The 19575-nt window shown below is 40.3% G+C and carries 13 protein-coding genes, 5 tRNA genes and 1 other RNA gene; 13 read left to right on the top strand and 6 right to left on the bottom strand.

The features are described 5' to 3' along the window. Positions 1–12: 12 nt before the first annotated feature. The 4 genes from arcA to trmB form a co-directional block, all read right to left on the bottom strand. The gene (arcA, locus tag PSH50_RS11685) at positions 13–729 is read right to left on the bottom strand and encodes a two-component system response regulator ArcA (protein WP_004587530.1); all 717 of its coding nucleotides are present in this window, start codon (positions 727–729) and stop codon (positions 13–15) included. A gap of 490 nt (positions 730–1219) precedes the next feature. Beyond that, positions 1220–2824 (bottom strand): HAMP domain-containing sensor histidine kinase, encoded by a 1605-nt coding sequence (locus PSH50_RS11690; protein ID WP_138578541.1) that lies wholly within the window; start codon positions 2822–2824, stop codon positions 1220–1222. Positions 2825–2978: 154 nt separating this feature from the next. Then, the gene (locus PSH50_RS11695; protein ID WP_273587729.1) at positions 2979–4004 is read right to left on the bottom strand and encodes a methyltransferase; all 1026 of its coding nucleotides are present in this window, start codon (positions 4002–4004) and stop codon (positions 2979–2981) included. 44 nt (positions 4005–4048) lie between these two features. Beyond that, positions 4049–4774, bottom strand: coding sequence for a tRNA (guanosine(46)-N7)-methyltransferase TrmB (trmB, locus tag PSH50_RS11700; protein WP_096042234.1), 726 nt, complete (start codon positions 4772–4774; stop codon positions 4049–4051). Between the two features lie 161 nt (positions 4775–4935). Here trmB and mutY point away from each other — a divergent pair, with 161 nt between their 5' ends. After that, entirely contained in the window at positions 4936–5997 is a 1062-nt protein-coding gene (gene mutY, locus PSH50_RS11705; RefSeq protein ID WP_273609639.1) for an A/G-specific adenine glycosylase, read from the top strand. A 33-nt stretch (positions 5998–6030) separates the two neighbouring features. Then, positions 6031–6303 (top strand): oxidative damage protection protein, encoded by a 273-nt coding sequence (locus PSH50_RS11710; RefSeq protein WP_004587535.1) that lies wholly within the window; start codon positions 6031–6033, stop codon positions 6301–6303. 50 nt (positions 6304–6353) lie between these two features. Here PSH50_RS11710 and PSH50_RS11715 read toward each other — a convergent pair whose 3' ends face one another. Then, complete coding sequence (locus tag PSH50_RS11715) at positions 6354–9128, bottom strand: hybrid sensor histidine kinase/response regulator (RefSeq protein WP_273587728.1); 2775 nt, start codon at positions 9126–9128, stop codon at positions 6354–6356. Between the two features lie 338 nt (positions 9129–9466). On the opposite strand from PSH50_RS11715, the gene PSH50_RS11720 reads away from it, so the two are divergent. The 9 genes from PSH50_RS11720 to PSH50_RS11760 all read left to right on the top strand — a co-directional run bounded on the left by PSH50_RS11720 (position 9467) and on the right by PSH50_RS11760 (position 17139). Continuing rightward, positions 9467–9542: transfer RNA gene (locus PSH50_RS11720), tRNA-Phe, on the top strand. Positions 9543–9613: 71 nt separating this feature from the next. Beyond that, a tRNA-Thr gene (locus PSH50_RS11725) sits at positions 9614–9689 on the top strand. Positions 9690–9735: 46 nt separating this feature from the next. Further along, positions 9736–9811 (top strand) — tRNA-Phe (locus tag PSH50_RS11730). Positions 9812–9868: 57 nt separating this feature from the next. Further along, positions 9869–9944, top strand: a tRNA-Thr gene (locus PSH50_RS11735). A 53-nt stretch (positions 9945–9997) separates the two neighbouring features. Next, positions 9998–10073, top strand: a tRNA-Phe gene (locus PSH50_RS11740). 409 nt (positions 10074–10482) lie between these two features. Continuing rightward, complete coding sequence (locus tag PSH50_RS11745; protein ID WP_273587727.1) at positions 10483–11115, top strand: putative quinol monooxygenase; 633 nt, start codon at positions 10483–10485, stop codon at positions 11113–11115. Positions 11116–11337: 222 nt separating this feature from the next. Further along, positions 11338–12753: a TolC family protein gene (locus PSH50_RS11750; RefSeq protein WP_273587726.1), complete on the top strand. Its 1416-nt coding sequence runs from the start codon at positions 11338–11340 to the stop codon at positions 12751–12753. Next, a complete protein-coding gene (locus PSH50_RS11755; protein WP_273609640.1) occupies positions 12743–14059 on the top strand; it encodes an efflux RND transporter periplasmic adaptor subunit in 1317 nt (438 codons plus the stop codon). Before PSH50_RS11750 ends, PSH50_RS11755 begins: the two co-directional genes overlap by 11 nt. Beyond that, positions 14056–17139, top strand: coding sequence for an efflux RND transporter permease subunit (locus PSH50_RS11760; protein WP_004589597.1), 3084 nt, complete (start codon positions 14056–14058; stop codon positions 17137–17139). Before PSH50_RS11755 ends, PSH50_RS11760 begins: the two co-directional genes overlap by 4 nt. A gap of 141 nt (positions 17140–17280) precedes the next feature. Here PSH50_RS11760 and ssrS read toward each other — a convergent pair. Next, a non-coding RNA gene (gene ssrS, locus PSH50_RS11765) (6S RNA) lies at positions 17281–17464 on the bottom strand. A gap of 193 nt (positions 17465–17657) precedes the next feature. On the opposite strand from ssrS, the gene PSH50_RS11770 reads away from it, so the two are divergent. Both PSH50_RS11770 and pepP read left to right on the top strand, forming a co-directional pair. Beyond that, positions 17658–18212, top strand: coding sequence for a UPF0149 family protein (locus PSH50_RS11770; protein WP_004589599.1), 555 nt, complete (start codon positions 17658–17660; stop codon positions 18210–18212). A 25-nt stretch (positions 18213–18237) separates the two neighbouring features. Next, the gene (gene pepP, locus PSH50_RS11775) at positions 18238–19560 is read left to right on the top strand and encodes a Xaa-Pro aminopeptidase (protein ID WP_273609641.1); all 1323 of its coding nucleotides are present in this window, start codon (positions 18238–18240) and stop codon (positions 19558–19560) included. Positions 19561–19575 lie beyond the last annotated feature (15 nt).

Raw genomic sequence — 19575 nt, forward strand, 5'->3', positions numbered from 1 at the left:
GGTTTACTCTAATTAAGCGTCGATTTTACCAATAAAGCGGTAACCTTCACCATGGATGGTGCTGATTAGCTCAGAAGTAGAATTATCACTTTCGAAGTGCTTACGAATACGACGAATCGTTACATCTACTGTACGGTCATTAGCGCGAAGCTCACGGCCAGTCATATGCTTAATAAGTTGCTCACGGCTAAAAATACGCCCTGGAGAATCAAGCATTAAACGCAGCGCTCTGTATTCACCTTTAGGTAAACGCTTAGCATCACCATTTGGTGACGTTAAACAACGGCTGTTTTCGTCAAGTTCCCAACCATTAAATGTAATTACACCGTTGGTTTCTAGCACTGACTCTTCGCCGCCTAGCGCTGTACGGGTAATTAAGTTGCGAGCGCGTATAGTCAATTCACGAGGGTTAAAAGGTTTAGTGATGTAATCATCAGCACCAATTTCTAAACCTAAAATACGGTCTACATCGTTATCACGGCCGGTTAAAAAGATTAAACCGACTTTACGTTTTTGGCGTAATTCACGTGCTAAAATTAGCCCGTTTTTACCCGGTAGGTTGATGTCCATAACTACAAGATTGACGTCATCATTATTTGTAAGCTTGTCATGCATATCATCGCCATCAATGGCTTCAATAACTTTGTAACCTTCAGCTTCAAATAAACTCACGAGGTTTAGTCGAGTTACGTCTTCATCCTCTACGATTAGAATGACTGGCGTTTGCATTATTAATTAACCTTTTTGGAATATTTTATTTACAAAAAATCGAATCTTAACTAAATAATTCGATTACTAGAGATTATAGGATTATACCCAAATGTTAACAAGAAAAAACAAGTTGGATAAAAATAAAACAGTAGGGGTGTTCCAAACTAACCAAAAGGCATTGTGCAAAAACTACTGTTTAATGATATATAACGGATGCAGCTTTTTGAATTATGAAAACGAAGCCATTTCCTTTAATAATTGATACATCCACCAATCGCTTAAAGGTACTAAAAATAATCGCGCAAATTCAAAACGGAATTATATCATTTTATAACCTTTCATCAATGTATGTGATACTGCAAAAGCAATAAAGTTCAGAAATTGTATCGCTTAATTATTAGATCAAGTTAAATAATTAAACATGAAATATCACATGCTCTCTCTATAAGGTCATTAAATGGTAATTCAAGTAAAAAGCGTAAATAAATACTCTTTTTTTAAACACTTTTTATGGAATTGTAATAACAAAGCGTACGCCGGGTTTTGCATCTAGGTCATACAGTATATGCCCACCCAGCGCTTGGGTTACCAAGTTGTACACTAAGTGCATGCCTAAACCACTTGCCCCTTGGCCTCGCTTAGAGGTTACAAATGGGTCAAATATCCTGTTTTTGACATTTTTATCAACGCCTTGGCCGTTATCTGTGTAGATTATTTTTATTTGTGGGCCTGTTATTTCTATATCAAACTTAATTTCGTTATTTTCGCTATTGCTAAAACCATGAATGGCAGAGTTTAAAATAAGCTGTTGGAATATTTGTTGTAGTGGCTCAGATTTACTTTCAATGGTTAAATCACTCGGACAATTGATCACAACGTTAGGCTTTGACTTTATTAACTCTGATTGAATCGACATTAACACATCAGATATTAACCTATGGATGTTTACATGGGTTTTAATCCCATCATCTTGAATTACAGCTACCTTTTTAAAGTTAGAGATAAGGTCGGCCGCACGATTTAGGTTTCTATAAATTAAATCAAGGTTTTCGATACCTTCGTCAATAAAGCGTTTTAATTGGTTAGAAGTAAGAGACTTATTATCAAAACTAAGCTGAATATCGGCAAGTTTATCGCGCAGCAAGGTTGAGCCAGTAATACCTAGGCCAATTGGGGTGTTAACCTCATGGGCTACGCCGGCTACCATTTGCCCTAAAGAGGCCATTTTTTCGTTTTCTACTATTTGTTCTTGGTATTGGTGCATTCGCTCAAGGGTAGAAAGCAGTTCTTGGTTTGCTTCGCGCAGGGCTATTGTTCTTTGGCTTACCTTTTCTTCTAAGCTTTGGTTGAGTTGTTTTATCTCTAGTTTGTCTTTTTCATGACGTTCTATTTGCTTACGGGTGCGAGTAAGCATGATATTTAAGCTGTTTGATAAGGCTGTAACCTCTTTTACGCTGGTGCTGGGTGCGCGTACGTCATAGTTATGATTTTTTGATACGTCTTGTAGCAATACACTTAAGTGTTCAATAGGGTTAGCGATACTTTTTTGTGTTTTTATCGCTATAAAGTACACAAAAAACAAAATAAACAGGGTAAGGAAAATATCTATAATAATTTTTTGTTTTATAAATTCATCTAGGCTTTCTAAACTACCACGCATGTAAACGTAACCCACCACCTGCTCGTTATTAAGTACAGGTGTTATTAGCTCAATGTAGTTGTTGGTCACTCTTGGCTCGTTAAGCTCTTTAATGCTGTCTACTCGCAGCGGAACAGGTGGGGTTTTTTTAGCATTAAAGCTAATAAAAAATACAGGTTTACTCGATGTTTTTTCTATTGCGTAAATATGAATGTTTTTAACAAGAGGGATTTTATCAAACGACTTTAGGCGTTTTTCTTCTGTTTTTCTGTCGTCTTTTACCAATGAACCTGCGGCATCAAAAGCAACAATATCGGAAAGGATCACGAGCTTGTTTATGATCAGTTCCTTTTGTTCTTTTACACTCATATAAGTGGAAATTGAAACCGATAAAGTTAAACAAATAGCAGTGATAAGCATGATGGTGTTGATCAGCGCTTTTCGAATACTTTTTTGATGTACTTTTTTTGGCATTATTGCTGCATCGCCTAAGCATGAATATTTATATTTAGAACCTTAGTTTAGCAAAAACCATAGAAAGTGAAGGGAAATAGTGAAATTAATTCTGATATTTATTCGAAAGTTAGGCTAAGTATTAATTACACTTAGCCTAATTAAGTATAATTAGTTAGCTACTGTAAACGGCAAATTTGTTATTTTTGTACACAGTGTGGAAGCTACCAAACTGCGCCTCTAAAATTGGCGGGTATTTTAAAAAGCTATTAGCCACTATGCTTAGCTTTCCTACCTTGGTTAAGTGCTGCTTAGCATTTGATAAAAATGCTTCTGCAATTGTGTAGTCGGTCGCTATGCCAGTATGAAAAGGCGGGTTACTAACTATTAAATCAAACTTGCCGCTAATACTTTTTAAGCCATCACTTAAAATTGTGCCGCCTTTAATATTATTAAGCTTTAATGTTTGCTCAGTAGCATAAGTTGCAAGTGCGCTCACATCGCTGCAAGTAAAAGTCAGTGCTGGGTTTTTAATACCTAAAAAAGTGGCGATTAAGCCCGCACCACAGCCAAAATCCAGTACATTACCTTGTTTAGTGGTCGGGGCATTTTCTAGCAACATTTTTGTGCCAGCGTCTAAAGCGCCGTGGTTAAATACACCCGGAACACTGATAGCATCAAACTCTACTCCGGCTACATTTACTCTAAACGTTTTATGGTAGCGGCTAATCTCAAAGGTTGGGCTGTTCTCTAGTTGCTCAAATGAAAACAAAATACAATGCTTAGCAGAGTCAATTTTATTACTGTACTGCGCTTTGCCCGCGAGCTGTTTTTCTATCGATTTAACGCCACTTTTATTTTCGCCTACCACAAGTAGCTGTGCTTTTTCGTTAATCACGGCGCGAATATTATCAAGTGCCATTAATACTTCAGGCTTTGATTTTGGGTAGTAAAGAATGACTAAATCGTAATCGTTGGCGGCCATTTCATGGTTAACACACACGTTTATGCCATTTATTTTTTTAGCAAATTCCCCATTAGCATGGTTATAACTAAATGCGGTGATGGCACTTTGAGGATTTAGCTGCTTTAGCTCTGCTAAAAAGCCATCTTGAACAAAGTTGACCACCAAGATAGATTTTCCCACTAGTTCTTCGCTATTACGAAGTAACAGTAAACTTGGGTTGGTTAATACGCTCATAAATGGCTTTGCCTTACAAATTATTGATTAGTAAATTGGTGTAATTATTTTGTGCGCTCAAACATTAAGTCCCATACGCCGTGACCTAAACGGTGGCCGCGCTGTTCAAATTTAGTTAGTGGGCGCGAATCAGGGCGAGGTACGTAGTCATTGGTAGATGACTGATTTTTATAGCCTGGCGCTGCTTGCATAACTTCTAGCATGTGCTCGGCGTAGTTTTCCCAGTCAGTAGCCATATGAAAAACACCGCCAATTTTTAATTTGCTACGCAGTTTTTCAGCAAATTCTGTTTGCACTATACGGCGTTTATGATGACGCTTTTTATGCCATGGATCAGGGAAGAATAATTGCAGCGTTGTTAAGCTTTCATCTGCAAGGCAGTCAGCGAGCACTTCTACCGCATCGTGCTCAAATACACGTAAATTAGTAACACCGGCTTCATCTGCATCCATTAAACATGCGCCAACGCCTGGGCGATGTACTTCAATACCAATAAAGTTTAGGTGCGGTGCATTTTTTGCCATTTCAACTAATGACTTGCCCATACCAAAACCAATTTCTAATACTACATCATTGTTATTGCCAAATACTTGAGCTAAGTCGAGTAGGCCGTTTTTATGCTCAAGCCCCATAGTTGGCCAGCATTTTTCAATTGCGGCAGCTTGGCCTTTAGTTAAGCGGCCTTCGCGTTTTACAAAACTGCGAATTGTGCGGATATACTTACCTTCTTGCTTAGCTTGCTCAAGGTTGTTGTTACTTGATTCACTCATATTATTGGCCTGACAAAAACAATGTGTTTAAAAATGGTTGCGTATTATCCCTGACCACGCAGCTAATCACAAGTATTAGCGTGTTATAGCGCCTTCATAGCTTGATCTTTTTATTAACTGCAATAGACTGAGCCGCTATTGAGCATGAGTAAAAGTAGTATATGTTGGATTTAAATAAACAGCAGTCAGACAAATTTGCTAACCAAGTGGTTCAGTGGTATCACCTTCATGGGCGTAAAACACTGCCTTGGCAACTAGGTAAAACACCTTATAAAGTGTGGGTGTCAGAAGTAATGTTACAGCAAACGCAAGTTGTTACGGTTATTCCATACTTTGAAAAGTTTATGGCAAGCTTCCCAGATATCATTGCTTTAGCAAATGCAGATGAAGATTTAGTGCTGCATCATTGGACTGGCTTAGGTTACTACGCACGGGCACGTAACTTACATAAAACGGCCAAAATTGTGCGAGATAAATACCAAGGTAAATTTCCAACTACACTTGAAGAAGCCATGGATTTACCCGGAATAGGGCGCTCTACCGCAGGTGCGGTATTATCGCTGTCGCTTGGCCAGCACCACCCTATTTTAGATGGTAATGTTAAGCGAGTGCTTGCCCGTTATTTTATGGTTGAAGGGTGGTATGGGGTAAAAAAAGTAGAAAACCAACTTTGGCATTTGTCTACCCAGTTAACCCCTAAAAACAATGTGACTGAGTTTAACCAAGCCATGATGGACTTGGGCGCCAGCCTTTGCTCTCGCAGTCGCTTTGACTGCCAAGCGTGCCCACTTAATAGCGATTGCGGTGCGTTTAATGCCGGTAAGGTTAAAGAGTTTCCTCATTCTAAACCTAAAAAAGCGGTTCCTAAAAAGAGTTGTCATCAGTTAATAATTCAACATAACGAGAAAGTTTTAATGGAAAAGCGCCCAAGCAGCGGTATTTGGGGCGGTCTGTTTGGCTTTTTTGAGTTCAACGAATACAGCGAAATGGTGTTATTTTTAAATCAGCAAGGCTTAAAAACTGAGCTGGAAGAGCTAACGCCTTTTACTCATGTGTTTTCGCATTTTGAGCTGACAATAAATCCACATGTGCTTAATATTAATAACGTACCGGATGTAGTAAACGATAAACAACTTGTGTGGTACCCACTCGATCAATCTATAGAGGTGGGTTTAGCCGCACCGACTAAAAAGTTGGTTAAACAAATGAGCCCAATAGGTTAAACTATTAGCATTTAGCGCTTAAGAGAGTCAATTATGGCACGTACAGTATTTTGTCAAAAGTTACAAAAAGAAGCCGAAGGGCTTGGATTTCAGTTATACCCTGGTGAACTAGGCGAGAAAATTTTTAATAATATTTCTAAAGAAGCATGGGGCCAGTGGCAGCATAAGCAAACTATGCTAATTAACGAAAAGCATTTAAATATGATGGACCCAGAGCACCGTACGTTTTTAGAAGAGCAAATGGTTGGCTTTTTGTTTGAAGACAAAGACGTAGAAATTGAAGGTTATCGACCTCCTGAAAAGTAATTTTTAGGCATAAAAAAAAGGGCTATATAGCCCTTTTTTATAGCTATATTTTATAGCGTTTCTTCATCAGTATTCGCTGAGCGCACTTGCTCTTTTAAAAACTGTGCGGCTTTAGAGTATTCAATTTCAAGGGTATCTCTTTGCGCTATTAGCTCATCAGTATCAAGCTCTGCATTTCGACACTTCTCTTCAAACTCTTCTGCACATTGCGCAACGGCCTCTGCACCAATAGTTTTAGAGATAGCCTTTAGCTGATGACAAGCACTGCTTATCTCGTCTCTGTCATTAACCATAACGCCGGAATTAATACTTTTAATTAGGCTTTGGCTTTGCTCTAAAAACATTTTGAAAAAGCGTAATTGTTTGGCTTCGTCGCCGTTTACATAAGTAGATACCGCGTCCATATTAATAGGCATGGCTGGCTTTTGATGAATAACAACAGTTTGGTCTTTATTATGCTTATCATACCAACGCTTTAAGGTATCTTCTAAGGCATTAAGCTCTATAGGCTTAGTAATAAAGTCATTAATACCTACCGCCAGGCAACGCTCTTTTTCACCTTTGAGCGCATTGGCAGTAACCGCAATAATATAAGGCTGAGCGTCTATAGAATCTAACAACTCGGCTTCATCACGAATTTTTTCAACCATATCGTAACCTGACATTTTTGGCATATGTAAGTCGGTTAATATGAGCGAGTAATTGTTTTGACGCCACATATCTAAACCTTCTTCACCGTTATTTGCTACTTCAACGCCATAGCCTAGTATATGCAGTTGGTCGGTTAAAACTTGCTGGTTTAGTAAGTTATCTTCTACTAATAAAATGAGTTTATTTGCATCGCGTGCTTGTTCAACATTTAAATAATTGTTGAGTGTTTTTGTTTTTTTAATTTGTTTAGGTTGATGCAAGCCTGCTGCTACCAATATCGACATCATAAAGTTAGATTTACAAAGTGGTGAGGCATTAATATAAAATACATTTTTATGGTTTATAGCGGCTTCATCAAGCTTACTTAATACCACCACTTGTTGATTGTTATCTTCAAGTGAGTAAATAAGATGACGCAGTAAAGAGTTAACTTTTTCCATATCATCTATGCCATCGACAACCCAGATAATGTCGTGCTGCTCTTGTTGAGCTTCTATTTCTTGCTGGTTGTGCACGTAGGTAATTTTAGCGCCCATAAATGATAAATAGCGGTACATTGCTTTTTCGCGCTCTAAATGATTGCTCACTACCACTACATGTTTGCCATTGAGCGCATTTTTATGTGCGTACTTAATTTTTCCTGAGGTCCCAAATGGAAGCTCAACGGTAAATTCGCTACCAATGCCTGCATGGCTAGTTACATTAATAGTACCGAGCATAAGCTCGGTTAAACTTTTACAAATAGAAAGCCCTAAACCAGTGCCGCCGTATTCACGGGTAATTGAGTTTTCGGCTTGCACAAACGGGTTAAATATTTCTCGCAGTTGCGCTTGGGTCATGCCCTTGCCATTATCGGTTACGCAAAAACGCAGCGTAAAATGATCCGCCGTATTATGGGCCACTTCTACCGATATTTTTACGTGCCCTTGGCGTTTATCATCAGTACTGGTGAACTTAATTGCATTACTACATAGGTTATACAGTACTTGGCGAACCCGTATTGTATCGCCAGTTAAATTAGTTGGAATATCTGGCGCAATAGAAAGCTCTAAATCTAATTTGCGCTTTTTAGCAACAGATGAAAGCACGCGAGCCACTTCTTCAATCGTATCAGTAACTGAAAAAGGCGTAGGGTCAATATTTAGCTTACCCGCTTCAATTTTGGAGAAGTCTAAAATATCATCCAAAATACTTAATAGTGAAAACGCTGACTCACGGATAATAGTGCTTAAACGATGCTGCGCGCCATCAAGCTCTGTTTGTCTTAATAAATCTATAGTGCCAATAACGCCGTTCATAGGCGTGCGAATTTCATGGCTCATAGTGGCTAAAAAGGTCGTTTTAGTTTCGCTAGCGCGTTGTGCTTTTAATGTCGCTTGCTCTAATGCAATTGTTCTTTGTTGTACTTCGCTCTCAAGGCCAGTTTGTAATTTTTGAAGCTCTTTTTGCGCAGCCTCTTTGTCAGACATTACTGAGTTAACTTTATCTAGCAGCAAGTTAATGTTTTTAGCCACGCCAGATAAGCCTAAGTCTAGTTTTTCACTTACTTTACTGTCGTAATTGCCATTTTCGGTAATCGCTTGAAGTTCTTCATTTAATAAATGACTACTTTTACGTAAGCGAGTATTTATATAGGTATTAAATAGTAGGGCTAATGCAAATAAGGCGAACACGCTTACAATTGCAATAATATAGGCTATTACTTGCGAGTCTTGCTGCGTTAAAGGCGGTGCTGGTAACTGTTGTTTTATTATTAGCTCACCAATAGGCTGGTCGTTCAAAAGCAATATATGGTGCAATATACCTTGCTCAGTTAAATGCTCATCTACTTTTTTAGATTCGATAGCGGGTTTAGTGCTGCTATATACAAGTTGGGTTTCTGAGGTGGCATTAAAGCGATAGAGCGTATATTCAAACTCATCATCTAATACTGAAGTAAGCTCAAGTAGCTGGCGAACCTTGCCTTGCCCATACATAGTAAGTGCATCTACCATTGGTAAATCAAGTTGTTGTGCTAGCTGCGTAATACTTACTTTTTGTTTGGCTGCTGGTGCAGGTTGTGTGTTTTGCGAATAAAACGCAAAGGCAACAATAGCAAGCGCTGTTACTGCAATATTAATTATTAAAAAAAGCGGCAGTAAGCCTTTCACCGGCGAAGAGAATTTACTCTGCATTGATTGTTCCCATTGGTATTTGTTTGTACGATAAGCCCTTATCGTATTTTCACAGTAATCGTATCATTTACGTAAAATAATTCACTACGTTTTTAGTCTGGTTTAATTGATTAAATTAAGGTTTTTTGTGAGTTTTTGTTGGATAAATAAACATTAGTATATAAAAACACGCTTTGTTGTGTGAAAACCGTTCAAACAGTTATAAAGAGTAAAAAAAAAGTTGACTTGTAAGGGCAAAACTCGTTTAATACGCCGCACGCCCAGATGGCTCAGTCGATAGCGCTGAGTGGGAATTGCATTAAAAATCATTTATGATTTTTAATTAGCACTGTTAAAGTGCCTCGATAGCTCAGTTGGTAGAGCAGAGGATTGAAAATCCTCGTGTCCCTGGTTCGATTCCGGGTCGAGGCACCATTTATTAAAGTAGTGGTGTTTAATCAATAGTTTAAACGTTATTACGCGTGCCTTAGCACACAGTTTAGTGTGCCGACTTAGCTCAGCTGGTAGAGCAACTGACTTGTAATCAGTAGGTCAACCGTTCGACTCGGTTAGTCGGCACCATTTATTCAAATTAAATGTTTTAAATATTTAATTGCACAGTTTTTGTGCCTCGATAGCTCAGTTGGTAGAGCAGAGGATTGAAAATCCTCGTGTCCCTGGTTCGATTCCGGGTCGAGGCACCATTTACTTTAAGTTCTCAATCTTTAAAATTGAACGTGCCTTAGCACACAGTTTAGTGTGCCGACTTAGCTCAGCTGGTAGAGCAACTGACTTGTAATCAGTAGGTCAACCGTTCGACTCGGTTAGTCGGCACCATTTATTTTAGTTAAAGGTTTGAATATATAGCCTTTAGCTGGCACTACTTAAGTGCCTCGATAGCTCAGTTGGTAGAGCAGAGGATTGAAAATCCTCGTGTCCCTGGTTCGATTCCGGGTCGAGGCACCATTTATATTAAAGCCCTGCATACACATGCAGGGCTTTTTTTTGCTTAAAATTTATTATGGACAAAACAGTCCATATTAATTGGGTATATCCTCTCTTTTTCTCCCTTGTTTGCATGCGCATAATTACCTCATCAAAAGGTTAGGTGCTGTTATTACTCACTCCATTTACTCACTCAATATGATTGATTTAAGTAATAAAGTGCAGGGTACCTTTAGCCTTAATAATGCCAATCCGCAGTAATACTTAATCATTTTGCGGGGCTAAACGTGTCGCTACCGGCGCTAAAAATTCTAATTTAAAACAACTAAATAGCGAATTTTTTGCCTAGCTATCAGCACGTTTTTCAAGCCTCAAAATAGATCACTTAATTAAGCGTATTGGTATCAGTAATTTAAAGCTGGAGCTAATTATGATCACGCAAATTGTTAAGTTTGATATTAAAGACGAGTACATCGCACAATTTAAAGCGCTACTAGAAGAAGACAAGCAAGGCGCTAAAGCCGAAACAGGTCTTATAGAGATGCGTATATATCAGGATAAAAACGAGCCAGGCGTCTTTTTTGCTTATGAGCGTTTTGAAGATCAAAATGCAGTTGATTACCATGGCGCACAAGATTACACACAAACGTTATTAAATGCGTTGCCTGAAATCAGCCAGTCGGCGCCACAGGTCATGTTATTAGAAAATACAGTGCCAGCTCCGCTGCATGAGCGTAATACAAAAGTTGTTAACCCTGAAGATGATATATGTATTGTGTTTTTTATTTTTAAGATTAAGCCAAGTTTTAAAAATAAAGTCATTGAGCGTTTCGCAACTCATGTAACGCAAACGCGCAGCCAGGAGCCTGGTAACTTAGTGTTTGATTTATATAGTATTGAAAATAACGACGATACATTAGTTGTTTATGAACATTGGCGCAGTGAATCTGCGTTGTGGGATATTCATTTTAAACAGCCGTACGCAGTAAAAACAAGCGAATTATTAGCGCAAGCAGTTGTTGGCGATATGCAGCAATATATGAGCTTCGTTAAAGAAATTTAAAGGCTAGTGTTTAACAGCATTACTTACCCCGTTTAGCAAATAGTGTATGACACGCTATTTGCTTTTTTGTATAAATACCCTCCAAATTCCCTGCCGCTTTTTATAATAACTGACTATTATGTTAATTCATCGCAACGTATGTAATGTTATGTAAAGTAAGTTGAGCAAAATTTGCCAAAGTGCTTGAATTACATTCATAAATGGCAGTAATTTAGGTTAACTATGATTTGGCAAACTAAGCCAACTTTATTGGCTCTTAGCTTGGTATTGTTGAGCGGTTGTGCGGGTACGCTAAACCCTCAGCAGCGCGAGCAAGCACCCAGCGACATTGCAGCGACATGGCAACATGGTTTAGCACAAAATACACTTGCAGTAGATCAGCAATGGCTGCAAACGTTAGAAAACCCTTACATTGAAGACCTTGTTAATAAAGCACTTAATAATAATCAGGCTTTGCTGCAAAGTGCCTACGATGTACAAATACAAAAGCAGCAATTAATAATTTCAGGCTCTGCGCTTTGGCCCGATCTTGATTTATCTGCGCAAACTAGGCGCAGTAAAGACAATAGACCTGTAAGTTATGATAATGCCAGCTCTGTCACTTTAGAGCTAAGCTATGAAGTAGATGTGTGGGGTAAGTTATCTGATGCTAAACGCCAAGCCAACCTAAACTACTTAGCGCAACAAGCTAGTTTTGAGCAAGCTAAGCAGCAATTGGTGGCCGATGTTGTCACCGGCTGGTTTGATTTAGTAACCGCCCAGCAGTTACTCGATTTATATAAACGCCGAGAAGAAAACGCACAGCAAAACTTAGATATTATTGAATCAGGCTACCGCCAAGGTATTAATGAAGCACTCGATGTATATTTAGCCCGTAATGAGCTTAATAACGAGCGTACTCGTATTGCTAATCAACAAGCCACGCTTGTAAGCGCGTCGCGTTCTTTAGAGCGCTTATTAGGCGGCTACCCCAAAGGCGATATATCAGCAGAGGTTGAACTGCCTGTTTTTCTTTCGCCGATTAATACCGGTATTCCCTCTGAGCTAATTACACGCAAGCCTCAATTGCGCGCAAGCTGGTACCAGTTATTAGCAAGCGATGCAGGCCTAGCCTATGCACATAAACAGCGTTTCCCTAGTTTAAACTTATCAGCAAGTGTGAGTGATAGCACCGATAGAGTGAGCGATTTATTCTCGCCATCAAGCTTAGCGTGGTCTTTATTAGGCAGTATTTCTGCGCCAATATTTAATGGTGGCCAGCTAAAAGCAAATGAAGAAATAGCACGCTTAAATGCACAAAAACAAGAACAAGCATATTTAGATACCTTGTACGATGCATTCAGCGATGTTGAAAACGCAATTACTCAGCAGCAATCCTTGCAAGCCAGTTATAAAAGCACGCTAGAGGCGCAAGAAAACGCCCTTGCAGCAGAGCAACTGTCGTTTGAGCAGTACCAAAGCGGCTTAGTAACTTACACTACAGTGCTTGATGCCCAGTCGCGCTCTTTTGATGCGCAAAGCTCACTCATTGAAACAAAAAACCAGCTAATTGCTAACCGAATAAACCTATACGTTGCCCTTGGCGGCGATTTTAACGCCCCAACAAGCGAACCTAAGAGCAATAACGATGAAAACTAAATCAGCAAAACTTTTAATCCCAGCCGTAGTGGTGGTGGCCACCATTTTAATTGTTATGTTTATTAAGGGTAATCCACCTGAAGCAAAACGTTTTGGCTCACCTCCTAAACCCACGGTGAGCGTATCGGTAAAAAAGATTGAGCCACAAGATTACTTAATTTTTATTGATAGCTACGGCACGGTAAAGCCGCGTACTCAAAGTTTGTTAGTTGCTCAAGCATCTGGGCAAATTAATAAAGTAAGTGATGATTTTAGAGAGGGCGGTTTTTTTGAAAAAGGCGATGTACTGCTACAGCTTGACGATAGAGATCATCAGGCTGAGGTTAAATCGGCGCAAGCAGCATTACTTACTGCAGAGCAAAGTTTGTTAGAAGAAAAAGCCCGCGGCCAACAAGCAATTACTGATTGGAAGCGTTTAGGCGGCTCATCTCAAGCGAGCAGCTTAGTACTTCGCGAGCCCCAACTAGCGGCTGCACAAGCACAAGTACTTTCAGCACAAGCCGCACTTGAAAAAGCACAGCTTGATTTAGAGCGCACCCAAATTACTGCGCCTTACGCTGGGCGTGTGCTTAGTCGTAATGTAGACCTTGGCCAAGTGGTAAGCGAAAACACAGAACTTGCAACTATTTATGCCATAGACAGCGTTGAAGTGCGCTTACCAATTAAAAATAAAGACCTCTCGTATATTAGTTTGCCAGAGCAATACAGAGATGGCAGTAAAAACCAAGCCGGCTCACTCGTTAAGTTTAAATCTGACTTAGTGGGCGAGCAAACATGGCAAGGGCAAATAATACGTACTGAAGGCGCTATCGATGAAGGCGCACAGCAATTGTATATTGTTGCGCAGATAAATGACCCTTACAAAGCCACGGCTAATAACCAATACCCAATTAAAATTGGGCAATACATTACTGCGCAAATTAGCGGTAAAACAGTGCCTGATGCGTTAATAATCCCTAATAGTACTATTTACCAAGGCAGCTACGTGTATGTGGTTGAAAAGGGGCTGTTAAAGCGTAAAAACATTACACTTGCATGGCAAAATGCTACACAAGCTATGGTAAAAACAGGCCTTAATGCAGGCGATAAGTTAGTAATTACACCGCTTGGGCAAGTAAGTTCAGGCACAGCAGTAAGCATTTTAGGCGAAACCGATACGCAAAATATGCGAGCAAAAGGCCCAGATGGCGCAGGTAAAGGTAAGCGTCCATCGCGTGAGCAGCTAGAAAAAAAAGCGCAAGAAATGGGAATTAGTGTTGAAGAGCTAATACAAAAACGCCGCGCTGCACAAGGAGATAAGCCATGATTGCTTGGTTTACAAAAAACCATGTAGCAGCCAATTTATTGCTTATTACGTTACTGCTATCGGGTTTATTTAGTTTATCGAGTCAAATACCGCTTGAGGTGTTTCCATCGTTTGAAACAGATCGCATAAGTGTAAGCGTTACTTTGCGCGGCTCAACCCCTGAGGATGTAGAGCAAGGGGTTACCATTCGAATAGAAGAAGCCGTTCAAGATTTAGAAGGTATAGAGCAAATATCTAGCCGCTCATCTGAGGGCTCTGCGTCGGTAACCATAGAAGTAGAAAGTGGCTACGACCCGCGCGAGTTATTAGCCGATATAAAAAGCCGTGTAGATGCTATAAACACTTTTCCGGCCGATGCTGAAAAGCCCATTGTGGCGCTTGCCGAGCGAAAACGCGAAGTAATAGCTGTTACCGTAGCGAGCGATTACGGTGAAAAAGAAACCTTAGAATACGCCGAGCAAGTACGCGACGATATTTTACGCCTTCCGAATGTAACGCAGGTTGAGCTAAGTGGTGTACGCGATTACGAGCTCGCCATAGAAGTAAGTCAAGATACACTTCGCCAATACAACTTAACCCTTGCGCAAATATCTACCGCTGTGGCTAAGTCGAGCTCTGATATTTCGGCTGGTAATTTAAAAACAGAAGGGGGCGATGTACTTATAAGCTCAAAAGGGCAAGCTTACCGAAAAGATGAATTTGCAAACATTGTAGTTAAAAATCAAAGCGACGGTACAGTAATACGCTTAGGTGATATAGCAAACATTAATGATGACTTTGAAGAGACCCCTGTACGTACACGTTTTAACGGTAAACAGGCCGCCTTTATAGATGTATACCGCATAGGGCCGCAAAGTGCGATAGATGTCGCAGATGATGTAAAAAACTACATAGAGTCTAAGCAAAGCTCCTTACCACAAGGTTTTGAATTAAGTTACTGGGATGACGACTCTCAAGTTGTAAAAAGCCGTATTGCTACGCTAACCAGCAGCGCCCTACAAGGGGGTATTTTAGTACTGGCTTTGCTAACCCTATTTTTACGCCCAGCCATTGCATTTTGGGTGTTTATTGGTATTCCTGTTTCGTTTATGGGCGCATTTATTGCGATGCCTATTTTTGGTGTAACCCTTAATATTATGAGCTTATTTGGCTTTATTTTAGTACTGGGTATTGTGGTGGATGACGCCATAGTAACGGGGGAGAACGTTTATACTCATTTAAAAACCGCAGAGTCGGGCGAACAAGCTGCCATTTTAGGCACGCAAGAAGTTGCAACACCAGTTACCTTTGGGGTACTAACAACCGTAGCGGCCTTTTTACCTTTAGCGTTTATTGAAGGCGCGCGGGGTGCCTTGTTTGCACAAATTCCGGTGGTGGTTATTCCGGTATTACTGTTCTCGTTAATTGAGTCTAAGTTTGTGCTGCCAGCTCATTTAAAGTACATAAAACTACGTAATCAAAAAACAAAATCATCAAAGCTTGAAGTACTTCAGCAGCGTTTTGCAGACGGATTTGAAAGCGCTATTTTAAAATACTATCAGCCTATTTTAGCTAAAGCATTGCGCTATAAATTAGCGACGGTGAGTTTGTTTGTTGGTGTGTTTTTTATAATTTTAACTTTAATAACCAGTGGTTGGACTAAGTTTGTATTTTTTCCGCGTATCCCAAGCGAAACCGTACGAGTAACATTAACCTTGCCAACAGGCACGCCGTTTGAAGTTACCAATAAGTATGTAATGGATATGTCGCAAAAAGCGCAGTTATTGCAAGACAAATACCGCGATGAAGATACCGGCGAAAGCGTTATATTAAATATTTTAGCCTCAACAGGTGGGCGTGGTGGCGTGTCTAACTCAGGCAGTGTGCGCTTTGAAATAACCCCTGCAGAGAGCCGTGACTCAGACATTGGCTCACGCGAGCTGGTAAGTGAGTGGCGCGATTTAATAGGGATTATTCCTGGCGCCGAAAGCGTAACCTTTAGGGCCGAAATAGGACGCAGCTCAGACCCTATAGATGTGCAGTTAAGTGGTACATCGCTCGATACGTTACAAAAAATTGCCGAAAGCGTTAAAGCGCGCTTAAGTACTTACCCAACCGTATTTGATATTGCCGATAGCATGTCTGATGGTAAAGAAGAGTTGCAAATAGAGCTTACCGAGCAAGGTTTTGCTTTAGGCTTAAACCGAGTTGATGTAGCAAACCAAGTACGTAACTCGTTTTTTGGCTCGCAGGTGCAGCGTATTCAACGCGGGCGTGACGATGTACGCGTTATGGTACGCCTACCTATTGAAGAGCGCCGCTCTGTAGCCGACTTACAAAATATACTTATTACTACGCCTACGGGCGGCTCGGTGCCACTTTCGCATGTAGCTACATTAATTGCAGGGCAAAGCCCATCTACGATTAACCGAATAGACCGCTACCGCACACTTAACGTGACCGCCGACATAGAAAAAAGCAATACCAACATGACCGCGCTACAAGCCGACCTAACTGAGTATTTAGATGAATTAATGCAGCAATACCCAGGTGTTGATTACAAGCTAGAAGGTGAAGCTAAAGAGCAAAGAGAGTCGTTTGGCTCGCTTGCTTGGGCATTGTTATTTGTATTTTTTATTATTTACTCACTATTAGCGATACCGCTTAAATCGTACATGCAGCCAATTATTGTAATGAGCGTTATTCCGTTTGGCATGATAGGCGCTGTAATAGGGCACTGGGTTATGGGGATGGAGTTAACCATTATGAGCTTACTTGGTATGTTGGCACTTATTGGTGTGGTGGTTAACGATTCACTTGTGTTGGTCGACTTTATTAATAAAAAACGCAGTGAAGGCGGCAAAATTATTGATGCGGTTAAACTTGCAGGGGCTGCACGTTTTCGCCCAGTAATGCTCACAAGTTTAACCACCTTTATTGGTTTAATGCCGCTACTATTTGAAAAGGCGACACAAGCACAGTTTTTAATTCCAATGGCAGTAAGCCTTGGCTTTGGTATTGTGTTTGCTACGTTTATTACGCTTATATTAGTGCCAGTAAACTATATGCTGATGGAGCGTTTTCAAAGCTGGTTTAGATAAATAACGAAATGTTTTCTAGGACTAAGCTGTGGTTGATTAATATCAATTGCAGCTTTTTTTTGCTAAAAATTTATAAAGGTAATAAAGGGTATTTAAAAACAGGGGAGTAGCAAAAAATGCAAAAACAGAAAAATAAGAAAAGTGTTCCCCAAGCGTGCGGTGTCCGGCGTCAGTCCTGAAACCAGAAGGTTTCAGGGCGGAAAGCTGCGGTCTACCGTAGGCTTCTCGGTACATGCCGAGCTTGCACAATAGTAGACGAACAGAAATCCTGGTATAAAATTTATCGGCTCAGGGACTTAACCAAACTCCGGCACCCCAGGGAACAAGTTCAGTATATAAGACATAACCCATTCCTTAAACCCCAAACGTAAAAAATTGAACCGTTCGAGCAGTTTTTGCCCGCTGGTAACTCGCTATTTACTTATCATGCTACTTTTTGAGCAGGATCATACAATTAATTGGAGTTGCTTTTTATCGAGTGGTAGCATTGCCTTAACTAGCAAAGCGAAGATATAAACATGAGCGACTTACCAGATTACCAAAAAGCCCAGCTGCTTTTAGAAAAAAACGAAATTTTTGTCTCACCGGCAGAAGCGCACGGCGTAATTAGTGGATTACTAGCGTGTGGTTTAAGTATTGATGACAAAGAATACTTAGGCCTATTAAGCGATGTATTTAATGATGGCCAAGCGTTTAGCAACGACCTAAAGCAGTTTTTTGGCACCATTTATAAGCAAGTGGTAGCAAGTTTTAACGATGAAGCTTTTGCGTTCGATTTATTTTTACCAAGCGATGATGAAACACTCATCGATCAAGCCAATGGCCTCGTATCATGGGTTGCAGGGTTTATGCTTGGATTTGGTTTAAAACAAAAAGATTACGGTAAGTTATCGGCAGATGTAAAAGAAGTTATTAGCGATTTTAGCGAAATTACACGCCTAGATACCATGTTTGACGAAACCGAAGAAGACAGCCAAGCCCTGCATGAAGTGATTGAATATGTACGTGTATCGGCATTGCTTTGTTTTGCCGAGCTTGGCAAAGAAAAAGCACCTAAAAAAACACTACATTAATCTAAATAAAACGGGTTGTTAAAGCATGGTTGAAATACAAAAGTCAGAATTTAAAGCACGCCGTGAGCGTTTACTTGCGAAAATGGATGCAAACAGTGTGGCCATTATTCCTGCGGCCAGTGAAGTAACGCGTAGTCGCGATACTGAATATGCATTTAGACAAGACAGCGACTTTTTTTACTTAACCGGCTTTAACGAACCTGATGCCGTTTTAGTGCTGTGTAATAACAGCGATACGCCAAGTACGTTATTTTGTCTTGATAAAGATAAACTGGCCGAAATTTGGCACGGCCGCAGAATTGGCTTCGAAAAAGCTAAAAATGAGTACTTATTCGACGAAACTTACGCATTAAGTGAGCTAACTGAACAATTATTAGATTTGGTTAACGGTCAGCAGATTTTATTTTATGCACAAGGCGCTTACCCAAGTTTTGATACCAAAGTATTTACCTTGTTAAACACACTTCGCAGCGCGCCTAAAAAAGGCTATCAGGCACCGAGTACGATAAAAGATGTGCGTGGTCTTATTCACGAAATGCGCTTGTTTAAATCGCCAAGCGAAGTAAACATTATGCGTGAAGGCTGCGAAATAAGTGCCCGTGGGCATATGCGTGCAATGCGTTATTCGCACCCTGGTGCTACAGAGTTTCAGCTAGAGGCAGAGCTGCATCATCATTATGCAATGAACGGAGCGCCGCATCCTGCGTACGGCACCATTGTTGGCAGTGGCGATAACGCTAATATTTTGCACTACACGCAAAATAGCGATGTGCTAAAAGATGGCGATCTAGTATTAATTGACTCAGGGTGTGAGTTACAAGGTTACGCTGCCGATATTACGCGTACTTTTCCGGTTAATGGCAAGTTTAGCGAACCTCAAGCCGCGCTTTATAACATTGTACTTAAAGCGCAAAAAGTGGCTTTTGAAGAAGTTAAACCCGGCGGGTTTATGTCGCATGCCAATAAACGTGCAATGGAAGTAATGACTCAAGGTTTACTTGATTTAGGTATTTTAACCGGCGACTTTGATGAGTTAATGGCAAAAGGTGCCTGTAAAGAATATTACATGCACGGCCTTGGCCACTGGTTAGGCCTTGATGTTCACGATGTAGGCGATTACAAACAAAACAACGTTGAGCGCGCATTTGAGCCAGGCATGGTTTTAACCATAGAGCCTGGGCTTTACATTAGTGAAGATTCAAACGCACCGCAGCAATATAAAGGCATTGGTATTCGTATCGAAGATAATTTACTTATTACTGAGTCAGGGCATGAAAACCTCACCCTGAGCGTGCCTAAAACCATAAACGATATAGAAGCACTTATGCAAAGTGCAAAAAGCGCATAAGCTTGGAGAAATAAA

The organism is Pseudoalteromonas sp. Angola-7, assembly GCF_028599255.1.
Lineage (GTDB): Bacteria > Pseudomonadota > Gammaproteobacteria > Enterobacterales > Alteromonadaceae > Pseudoalteromonas > Pseudoalteromonas atlantica.